This is a genomic window from Cupriavidus sp. AU9028, assembly GCF_019795295.1.
Taxonomy (GTDB): domain Bacteria; phylum Pseudomonadota; class Gammaproteobacteria; order Burkholderiales; family Burkholderiaceae; genus Cupriavidus.
This window is the reverse complement of the sequence record NZ_JAIMCG010000004.1, coordinates 342,020-351,973: the sequence shown is the minus strand read 5'-3', so window position 1 is coordinate 351,973 and position 9,954 is coordinate 342,020. Positions and strand designations below refer to the sequence as shown.

The window sequence follows — 9,954 nt, the reverse complement described above, 5'->3', positions numbered from 1 at the left end:
CTTAACCATCCGGACCACTTCCAGCTTGAAGTCGGGGTCGAATTTCCTGCGTGCTCTAGTCATCTGATTTCCTCGTCGATGGTGATTTTCCACCTATCGACCTGTCTGAGGAAATTGGACCACTACACTCCCCTCTCCCGCTTGCGGGAGAGGGGCCGGGGGAGAGGGGCCGGGGGAGAGGGCAGCGCGCGCAGGATCCGGGCTGCTCCCCGCCCGGTCAGCTCTGGATCAGCCGCTTCTGCCGCGATATGTTCATCAGGATGCCAATGCCCATTCCCAGCGTGACCAGCGCCGTGCCGCCGTAGCTGATCAGCGGCAGCGGCACGCCGACCACCGGCAGGATGCCGCTGACCATGCCCATGTTGATGAAGGCGTAGGTGAGGAAGCTGAGCGTCATGGCGCCGGCCAGCAGGCGCGCGAAGAAGGTGGGCGCGTTGGCGGCGATGTAGAGCCCGCGGAAGACCAGCATCAGGTACAGCACCAGCAGGACCGCATTGCCGACCAGGCCGAATTCCTCCGAATACACCGCAAAGATGAAGTCGGTGTGCTTCTCGGGAATGAATTCCAGGTGCGTCTGGGTTCCCTGCAGCCATCCCTTGCCCGTCAGCCCGCCCGAGCCGATCGCGATGATCGACTGGATGGTGTGGAAGCCCTTGCCGAGCGGATCGGTGGTGGGGTCAAGCAGCGTGCATACGCGGTGCTGCTGGTACTCGTGCAGCACCGGCCAATCCACCCCCGGCGCGCACATGTCGTGCTCGAAGGTGACCAGCGCGGTGATCAGCGCGATCAGGATCGTCAGCGCGGGCAGGATCAGCTTCCATGACAGGCCGGCGAAGTAGATCACATAGAGGCCGGCCGCCAGTACCAGCAGGCCGGTACCGAGGTCGGGCTGCTTGGCAATCAGCAGCACCGGCACCGCGAGGATGACGCCGGCCACCACGAAATCGAACCAGCGCAGCGAGTTTTCCCGCTTCTGGAAGTACCACGCCAGCATCAGCGGCACGGCGATCTTCAGCAGCTCGGAGGGCTGGATCACGATGCCCACGTTGAGCCAGCGGCGGGCGCCCTTGCGGATCAGGCCGAACATGGCGACCGCGATCAGCAGCGCGATGCCGACCGTATAGAGCGGCACGGCGATCCGCATCAGCGTCTGCGTGGGCACCCAGGCGACGATCCACATCACCGCATAGGACAGCAGGATGTTGCGGATCTGGTCCTCGACCCGGCCGGGCACATCGATCGAGGCCGAATAGAGCGCGACGATGCCGGTCGCGAACAACAGGAAGACGATCAGCGCGAGCGGCTTGTCGAAGCCGGTCAGCGGCGTCTTGAGCAGCGTCAGAACGCGGCGGCGGTCCAGGCGGTGGTCCAGGCGGTGGTCCAGACGGTGGTCCATCAGGCGCTCCTTCAATGCGAGGCAGGGGCGACCGGCGCCGCTGCTGCGGCGACCGGGCGGACACGGGGTGTCGAGGCGGGCTGGCGCGGCGCGGCGGCCGCGTTGTCCCGGGACTTGCCCTTGCCTGCAGGGGCAGGAGCGGGGGCGTTGCCGCCGGGGCCAGCGTCGGGCGGCGCGCCGGGCTCCAGCGGCTTGCTGTGGTTCAGCGCCTGCTGCATGCGGCCTTCCAGGGTCAGTGGCGCGGACGCGGGGGCGATGGCGGCGGGATCGAGCACGGGCGCGGCCGCGACTTCGCTCGCCGCCGCGTTGCGTGCCGGTTGGCTTGCCGCGTTATCCGCATTGGCGCCAGCGGTAGCGGCTTGCGCCGCCGGTGCCGAGGCCGCGGCCTCCGACGCCGCGATGGTGGTGATGCCGGCCTCGGCCAGTTCCGAGCCCATTGCCGAGGCACTGGCAATGCTGGCGGTGCGCCCGGTGGTGAAGACGCTGGGCGTATCCACCGGCGGCAGGCCGCCCGCGCGCTCCGCTGCCGGCGGCGCGATCGCCATCAGTTCCTCCGGCCACTTGCCGAGCAGGTAGTAGTCCATCACCTTGCGCGCGATCGGCGCCGCATGCTGCGCACCGAAGCCGGCGTTCTCGACGATCAGCGCCAGCGCGATCCTGGGCTGGTCCGCGGGCGCGAAGGCGGTGTAGAGCGCATGGTCGCGCTTGTGCTCGGCCAGCGCATGGTGGTTGTACTTCTCGCCCTTGGCCAGCGAATAGGTCTGCGCGGTGCCGGTCTTGCCGGCGGACTCGTAAGCGGCGCCGGCGAACACGCGCGCGGCCGTGCCGCTGTGCGTCACGCCGACCATCGCCTTCTTGATCACGTCGATATGCGCCTGCTTGAACGGCAGCCGGTAGCTTTCCTTGGGCACGGTCAGGCGGCGCTGCCGGGACACCGCGTCCTCGATCGCCTTCACCAGGTGCGGCTTCATCACCACGCCGTTGTTGACCAGGATCGAGGTGGCATGCGCCAGCTGCAGGATGGTGAAGCTGTTGTAGCCCTGGCCGATGCCCAGCGAGATGGTTTCGCCTTCGTACCACTTCTGCTGCTCGGGCTTGCGATAGGCGCGCCGCTTCCACTCGGTGGACGGCAGGATGCCCTTGTTCTCGCCCTCGATGTCGATGCCGGTCAGCTGGCCGAAGCCCAGCGGCTTCATGAAGTCGTGCATCGCGTTGACGCCCATGTCGCGCGCCAGTGCGTAGTAATAGGTGTCGCAGGAGGCGACGATGGAGCTGTGCATGTCCACCCAGCCGTGGCCGCCCGGCTTGTCGTCGCGGAACGTGTGGTTTCCCAGCGTGAAGTAGCCCGGGTCCGACATGCCCCAGTTCGCCGTGCGCTTGCCGGTGGCGAGCGCCGCCAGCGCCATGAATGGCTTGTAGGTCGAGCCTGGCGGGTACGTGCCGCGCAGCGGGCGGTTCAGCAGGGGCTTGTCCGGCGAGGTGTTCAGTTCGTTCCAGGTGGCGGTGTCGATGCCTTCGACGAACAGGTTGGGATCGAAGGTCGGCTTCGAGACGAACGCCAGGATGTCGCCGGTGGACGGCTCGATGGCCACCAGCGCCCCGCGCCGCTCGCCGAACAGCGCCTCGGCCAGCTGCTGCAGCCGAATGTCGAGCGACAGGATCAGGTTGTTGCCGGGCGTCGCGGGCGACGTGGACAAGGTGCGGATGGCGCGCCCGCCCGCGCTGACCTCGACCTCCTCGATGCCGGTCAGGCCGTGCAGCTCGGTCTCGTAGCTCTGCTCGATGCCGACCTTGCCGATGTAGTTGGTGCCCTTGTAGTTGTCGGCGTCCTTGCGCGGGTCGTACTTCGCCGGATCGGCGTCGTTGGCCTCGTCCATGGCTTCGATGCGCTGCTGGTCGCGCTGCGAGATGCGGCCGATATAGCCGATCACATGGGAGGCCGACTCGCCCATCGGGTACTGGCGGAACAGCCGCGCGCGCACTTCGACGCCCGGGAAGCGGTAGCGTTGCGCGGAGAAGCGCGCCACTTCCTCGTCGGTCAGCTGGCTGCGGATCGGCAGGCTCTCGTAGCTGCGCGACTCTTCCATCAGGCGCTTGAAGCGGCGCCGGTCGCGCGGCTGGATCTCGACCAGTTCGGCCAGCGCATCGATGGTGTTGTCCAGCGTGTCGTCGAGCTTGGAGGGCGTGACCTCCAGCGTATAGGCCGAGTAGTTGCGCGCCAGCACCAGGCCGTTACGGTCCATGATCAGGCCGCGGTTCGGCTCGATCGGTGCGACGGAGATGCGGTTGTCCTCGGCCTTGGCCGAATACTGGTCGTGCTTGTACCACTGCAGCCAGAAGAATCGGGCGAACAGCAGGGCGAACAGGATCACGGCGAACAGCGCCGCGGCCGCCACGCGAATGCGAAAGCGGCCGAGTTCGAGTTCGACGTTGCGGATTTCTGTCATGGTGCTGCGTGGGCCGGAAGGGCCTCATCTGCCAGGGCGGGCGAGCGGAAGCGCGATGGCATCCGCTCAGATCGGGCGGGTTTCATCGACATCGGAGGATCGGCGCTGCGGCGCCAGCAACAGCCCGGTGGCCAGGGGCCACAGCAGCGCCTCGATCGCGGGCGCCATCAGCAGCGACCAGCCGGGCAGGGGCGCGCCCATCAGCAGCCGGATCACCACCGGTACCGCGTGGACGATGAACAGCAGCGGCAGCACGTGCAGCGCCTGGGTGTAGACGGTGAACCAGAGCACGCGGCGATGAATCGTGATGGCGAAGTAGGCCAGCAACGTATAGGCCAGCGCATGCTCGCCGAGCACGCGCGCGTCATGCACGTCCATCAGCAGCCCGAGCAGGAACGCCACGCCCATGCCCACCTTGCGCGGCTGGTGGATGTTCCAGAACACCAGCACCAGCGCCACCATGTCGGGCACCCAGAGGATGTCGCCCCACGGCAGCAGGTTGAACAGGAACGCCAGCACGAAGCTGAGCGCGATGAATGCCGGGTTGACCGGACGCAGCAGGTATTGGGGATGCGTCACGGTTGCCTCTCCTGGGTACGGCTGGCGGCAACGGCCGCTGCCGGGGCGCTGGCGCCGCTTGCTGCGGCGCCCGCTGTCGGCGTGGCGCCAGGTTGGGATGCCGCCCGCCGGGCTGCCCGCTCGGCCGCGCCGCGCTTGCGGTCCTGCGCCGAGGCCGGGTCCGCCGCGGCCTCGCGCGGCGGCAGGTTGGCCTCGTATTGCACCACCAGCAGCTGGCGGTGCGCACGCACGCCCGCCACCGGCTCGCAGAATACGCGGGAAAACGGCGTATCGGCCTTGCGCTCGATCTGCATCACGGTAGCGACCGGCAGCCCCGGGGGATAGACGCCGTCCAGGCCCGAGGTCACCAGCAGGTCGCCCTGCTGCAGGTCGGCCGAGGCCGCCATGAAACGCAGGTCCAGCAGGCCGGCGCGCGTGCCGCCAAAGGCAATGCTGCGCAAGCCGTTACGCACCACCTGCACCGGGATCGCCTGGTTCTTGTCCGTCAGCAGCGTGACTTCGGACTGGAACGGCGACACCCGCGTGATCTGCCCGACCACACCGCGCTCGTCGATCACCGGATAGCCGGCGCGCACACCATGCTGGCTGCCGCGGTCGATCACGATGCGCTGGCTGTAGGGATCGCGCGCGTCGTACAGCACCTCGGCGGCGATCACCGGCGTGGCCGACTGCGTCTTGAGATCCAGCAGCTTGCGCAGCTGCCGGTTCTCCGCCTCCAGATGCGCCTGGCGCACGGCATCATTGGCCTGTTCGACCGCGCGCCGCTTCAGTTCGCGGTTCTCGGTCGCCAGCGTCACGGAGGACTGCAGGTAGTCGAACGCCGTACGGGCCAGGTCGCGCGGCAGCAGTACGGCGCGTTCGACCGGCGTCAGTACCGTGCTGGCGACCTGCCGCACCATGCGCATGGCATCGAAGCGGGCATCGACGATCAGCAGGATCAGCGCGATGGTCACGAAGAAGACCAGGCGCGCGACGGCCGAGGTGCCCTGCTTGAACAGCGGTGGCGGCGTGTAATCCATTTACCGGAGAGCAGGCGGAGGCAGCGCGCCGCCTGTGGCTATCCACGGACGGAACGGCGCGCGGGTGGCGGTGCGGAAATCGCGTTCGAAAGAATGGGGACGGGGCGAGAACGACCATGGGGCCGCAAGGCCCCGCCGGTGGCCGGCCGGGACCGACATCGCTGGCAGGGCAATCTTCGCCACGGCTAGTCCTCTGTCGGTCGGCGGGGTGGGCGCCTTACTCGTACGCGAAGATGCTGCCCAGCTTGTCCATCCGCTCCAGCGCCATGCCGGAGCCGCGCACCACGCAGGTCAGCGGATCTTCGGCAACCAGCACCGGCAGGCCGGTTTCTTCGGCCAGCAGGCGGTCCAGGTCGCGCAGCAGCGCGCCGCCGCCGGTCAGCGTGATGCCACGCTCGGCGATATCGGCGCCCAGTTCGGGCGGGGTCTGTTCCAGGCCGATCTTGACCGTCGAGACGATCTGGTTCAGCGGATCGGTCAGGGCTTCCAGGATTTCGTTGGACGACACCGTGAAGGCGCGCGGAATGCCTTCGGACAGGTTGCGGCCCTTGACTTCCATCTCGCGCACTTCGGAGCCGGGGAACGCCGAGCCGATTTCCTTCTTGATCGCTTCGGCGGTCTGTTCGCCGATCAGCATGCCGTAGTTGCGGCGGATGTAGTTGACGATGGCCTCGTCGAACTTGTCGCCGCCGACGCGCACCGAACCCTTGTAGACCATGCCGCCCAGCGAGATGATGCCCACCTCGGTGGTGCCGCCGCCGATATCGACCACCATCGAGCCAGACGGCTCCGACACCGGCAGGCCGGCGCCGATCGCGGCGGCCATCGGTTCCTCGATCAGATAGACCTGCGAGGCGCCCGCGCCCAGCGCGGATTCGCGGATGGCGCGGCGCTCGACCTGGGTCGAGCCGCACGGCACGCAGATGATGATGCGCGGCGACGGACGCAGCAGCTTCGAGTCGTGCACCATCTTGATGAACTGCTTGAGCATCTGCTCGGTGACGGTGAAGTCGGCGATCACGCCGTCCTTCATCGGGCGGATCGCTTCGATATTGCCCGGCACCTTGCCCAGCATCTGCTTGGCTTCCTTGCCCACTGCCTGGATCGACTTCTTGGCGTTGGGGCCGCCACCCAGATAGATGGCCACCACGGACGGCTCGTCCAGCACGATGCCCTTGTCCCGCATATAGATCAGGGTGTTGGCCGTGCCCAGGTCGATCGCCAGGTCGTTGGAGAAGTAGCTGCGGAGAAATCCGAACATCAGGAATCCTGTTTTCTGTTGGTTCGCAGGTATGCGAAGCGGCCGGCGTCGCAGCAGCGGCGCCGGCCGCGGTATGTTGTTCGTCGTCTAGGATAACGGCGCCCGGTTGCCCGGGCATTAATGCGGTTCCAGAGGTGGTCCCGGAGCCCGGTCCACAGGTGTTCCGAAGCGTCCGCCTCCGGCTGTGCATGGCACGACCGGTTCAGCTCTCCGCCAGGTGGCGACACATTCCCTCAGGGAACCTTTGATTAAACCGCGCGAAAAAGTTCGCGCCACGCGTCACATTCCACGCGCCAGGCCAGCGTCGCGGACTTGGAGCGTTGGCGCATAGACCGCGAGACAGAGCGGTTCGATGATCTAATCGGAGGATCCTGGGTCCCCGGCCAGCGTGCAGCGCGGCGCGAGGGTTTTGCCGCCCGCCTGCCGTCCGCTGGGCACGTCATCCGACATTGGAGCCAGATGCGGCGAATGGGCCGCCGGGGGCGACGGCAACACGGAATGATACCTTATAATTCCCGGTGTTTCGGCCGCAAATAGGCTGAAAAATCCTGTAACTTTGACGATTCGTTGGGCGCGGTCTGCGGTACTTTTTTGGGCCCTGCCTGCTTCCAGGGTGGCCCAAAGCGGGCTCGTCCGGTCCCCGCGGCACGAGAAGCGACGCGGCAGCCGCTTGTCCCTGGCGAGCCGGCGGTGTTGCCGCCGCATTTCCGCCAATGGGTCCACCACCAACGGGTCGTCCCCTCACCGCACCGCCATGGCACTCGAGCTGAATGACGTCAAGCGCATCGCCCATCTCGCCCGCATCGAAATCGGCGACGACGAGGCTGGCCAGACGCTGGGTCAACTGAATCAATTCTTCTCGCTGGTGGAGGCGATGCAGGCGGTGGATACCGCCTCCGTCCCTCCGCTGGCCCATCCGCTGTCGGCGGTCCGTGCGATGCACCAGCGTCTGCGCGAGGACGCCGTGACCGAAGCGGACCGCCGGGACGATTACCAGCGCCCGGCGCCGGCTACCGAGGCCGGCCTCTATCTGGTTCCCAAGGTCATCGAATAAGGGCACGCCTGCCGCGCCCGTCCGGCGCCGCCGTTCCCGCATCCGCCCGCGCTGCCCGGCCGGCACCTGTGTGCCATCGGCCCCGGCGCCGCCCCTGCAACCCTGCCCGGGCGCAGTCCTTCGATCGGGGCTGCCCCTCGTGATTACGACCCGCATGTCATCCAACACCGCTTCCCAGCCGGCCGCCGCGCCGGCCACCTCCCTGCGCCAGCTGGGCGAAGACCTCGCCGCCGGCAAGGTGTCCGCCGAGGAGCTGGCGCGCGACTATCTCGGCCGCATCGAGCAGGCCGCCTCGCTGAACGCCTTCATCGACGTGAATCCGGAGCGCACGCTGGAGCAGGCGCGCGCCGCCGATGCGCTGCGCGCGCGTGGCGAAGCCGGCCCGCTGACCGGCATCCCGGTGGCGCACAAGGACGTGTTCGTCACCCGCGGCTGGCGCTCCACCGCCGGCTCGCGGATGCTGGCGCAGTACGAAAGCCCGTTCGACGCCACCGTGGTGCAGCGGCTGGCCACCGCCGGCATGGTCACGCTGGGCAAGACCAACATGGACGAGTTCGCGATGGGCTCGTCCAACGAGAACTCCTTCTTCGGCCCCGTGCGCAACCCGTGGGGCAGCGACCGCGTGCCGGGCGGCTCGTCGGGCGGCTCGGCGGTGGCAGTGGCCGCCGGCCTGGCACCGGCCGCCACCGGTACCGACACCGGTGGCTCGATCCGCCAGCCGGCGTCCTTCACCGGCATCACCGGCATCAAGCCGACCTACGGCCGCGTGTCGCGCTACGGCATGATCGCCTTCGCCTCCTCGCTGGACCAGGCCGGACCGATGGCACGCAGCGCCGAGGACTGCGCGCTGCTGCTCAACGCGATGGCAGGCTTTGACGAGCGCGATTCGACCTCGCTGACCGCCGAGCAGGGCGGCGTGGACGAGGACTTCACCCGTCTGCTGGGCCAGCCGCGCCAGGGCGCGAGCGCCGGCCGGCCGCTGCAGGGGCTGCGCATCGGCCTGCCGAAGGAGTACTTCGGCGCCGGTCTGTCGGCCGATGTCGAGGCCGCGGTGCGCGCCGCGCTGGCCGAATACGAGACGCTGGGCGCGACGCTGGTCGAGGTCTCGCTGCCCAAGACCGAGCTGTCGATCCCGGTCTACTACGTGATCGCGCCGGCCGAGGCGTCGTCCAACCTGTCGCGCTTCGACGGGGCCCGCTACGGCCACCGTGCCGCGGAATACCGCGATCTGCTCGACATGTACAAGAAGACCCGCGCACAGGGCTTCGGCTGGGAGGTCAAGCGCCGCATCCTGGTCGGCACCTATGTACTGTCGCACGGCTACTACGACGCCTACTACCTGCAGGCGCAGAAGATCCGCCGCATCATCGCCGACGACTTCCAGCAGGCCTTCGGCCAGTGCGACGTGATCATGGGGCCGGTGGCGCCGTCGGTCGCCTGGAAGCTGGGCGAGAAGAGCGACGATCCGGTGCAGATGTACCTGGCGGATATCTTCACGCTGTCGACCAGCCTCGCGGGCCTGCCCGGCATGAGCGTGCCGTGCGGCACTGGGGCCGACGGCATGCCGGTCGGACTGCAGCTGATCGGCAACTACTTCGGCGAGGCGCAACTGCTGCAGGCCGCGCATGCGTTCCAGCAGGCCACCGACTGGCACCGCCGGGTGCCGGGGCAGGCATGATGGGCGCGGCGCGTCTGGCCCTTGCCGCCGTGCTTGCCGTGACGCTGGCGGGTTGCATTGCGCTGCCGCGCTTCGGCACGCCATCGCCAATCGCCGCGCGCGACATCGACCTGGCCGGCAGTTGCCAGCGTACCGAGGAAGACGGCTTCCGCGAGGATGCGCTGCTGCGCGTGACCGACAACAACGTGCAGCAGCTGCAGTGGAAGCTCTGGGTGGGCAAGCGCGGCTCTTGCGCCTTCGATCTGGCCGATTTCCGCCAGACCAAACGCCGCCCGCATATCGAACTGGCCGCGCGCGACGGCAGCGCGTGCAAGCTGCTGATCTGGCAGGACCCGCGCCGCGTCACGCTCGCGCATGCCAACTGCGAGCGGCGCTGCACGCCGGGCATCTATGAAGAGGCATGGCCGGTGATGTTCGAGCCGGACAGCGGCGCGTGCGCGCGCACGCAATAAGCCAGCCAGATTGGCAAGACTACGGGCCCGTCGCCAGGCAACGCCGGCGGGCCGGGGAAACAACAGGA

Annotated in this window: 8 protein-coding genes; 3 read left to right on the top strand and 5 right to left on the bottom strand. The window is 68.1% G+C overall.

Annotation, left to right across the window (positions count from 1 at the left end):
• Positions 1–217: 217 nt before the first annotated feature.
• From rodA to K6V06_RS07220, 5 genes are all read right to left on the bottom strand, one after another.
• On the bottom strand, positions 218–1,360 hold the full coding sequence (rodA, locus tag K6V06_RS07240) for a rod shape-determining protein RodA (protein ID WP_222241568.1): 1,143 nt from the start codon (positions 1,358–1,360) through the stop codon (positions 218–220).
• 47 nt (positions 1,361–1,407) lie between these two features.
• Entirely contained in the window at positions 1,408–3,843 is a 2,436-nt protein-coding gene (gene mrdA / locus K6V06_RS07235; protein WP_222241492.1) for a penicillin-binding protein 2, read from the bottom strand.
• Between the two features lie 66 nt (positions 3,844–3,909).
• Complete coding sequence (mreD, locus tag K6V06_RS07230; RefSeq protein WP_222241490.1) at positions 3,910–4,422, bottom strand: rod shape-determining protein MreD; 513 nt, start codon at positions 4,420–4,422, stop codon at positions 3,910–3,912.
• Positions 4,419–5,441, bottom strand: a complete 1,023-nt coding sequence (gene mreC, locus K6V06_RS07225; protein WP_222241488.1) for a rod shape-determining protein MreC — start codon at positions 5,439–5,441, stop codon at positions 4,419–4,421. Before mreC ends, mreD begins: the two co-directional genes overlap by 4 nt.
• 217 nt (positions 5,442–5,658) lie before the next feature.
• The gene (locus K6V06_RS07220; RefSeq protein ID WP_222241486.1) at positions 5,659–6,702 is read right to left on the bottom strand and encodes a rod shape-determining protein; all 1,044 of its coding nucleotides are present in this window, start codon (positions 6,700–6,702) and stop codon (positions 5,659–5,661) included.
• Positions 6,703–7,456: 754 nt separating this feature from the next.
• Here K6V06_RS07220 and gatC point away from each other — a divergent pair.
• The 3 genes from gatC (at position 7,457) to K6V06_RS07205 (ending at position 9,886) form a co-directional block, all read left to right on the top strand.
• Entirely contained in the window at positions 7,457–7,756 is a 300-nt protein-coding gene (gatC, locus tag K6V06_RS07215; RefSeq protein ID WP_222241484.1) for an Asp-tRNA(Asn)/Glu-tRNA(Gln) amidotransferase subunit GatC, read from the top strand.
• 154 nt (positions 7,757–7,910) lie between these two features.
• A complete protein-coding gene (gene gatA / locus K6V06_RS07210) occupies positions 7,911–9,434 on the top strand; it encodes an Asp-tRNA(Asn)/Glu-tRNA(Gln) amidotransferase subunit GatA (RefSeq protein WP_222241482.1) in 1,524 nt (507 codons plus the stop codon).
• Positions 9,431–9,886 carry a hypothetical protein gene (locus K6V06_RS07205; protein ID WP_222241480.1) on the top strand — a complete coding sequence of 152 codons (456 nt, stop codon included), beginning with the start codon at positions 9,431–9,433 and terminating at the stop codon, positions 9,884–9,886. The genes gatA and K6V06_RS07205 overlap by 4 nt, the downstream gene beginning before the upstream one ends.
• The last annotated feature ends 68 nt before the right edge of the window (positions 9,887–9,954 follow it).

Coding starts and splice junctions, on each gene's coding strand:
- mrdA (WP_222241492.1), bottom strand. CDS start 3,843: ATGACAGAAATCCGCAACGTCGAACTCGAACTCGGCCGCTTTCGCATT.
- mreC (WP_222241488.1), bottom strand. CDS start 5,441: ATGGATTACACGCCGCCACCGCTGTTCAAGCAGGGCACCTCGGCCGTC.
- K6V06_RS07220 (WP_222241486.1), bottom strand. CDS start 6,702: ATGTTCGGATTTCTCCGCAGCTACTTCTCCAACGACCTGGCGATCGAC.
- gatC (WP_222241484.1), top strand. CDS start 7,457: ATGGCACTCGAGCTGAATGACGTCAAGCGCATCGCCCATCTCGCCCGC.
- gatA (WP_222241482.1), top strand. CDS start 7,911: ATGTCATCCAACACCGCTTCCCAGCCGGCCGCCGCGCCGGCCACCTCC.
- K6V06_RS07205 (WP_222241480.1), top strand. CDS start 9,431: ATGATGGGCGCGGCGCGTCTGGCCCTTGCCGCCGTGCTTGCCGTGACG.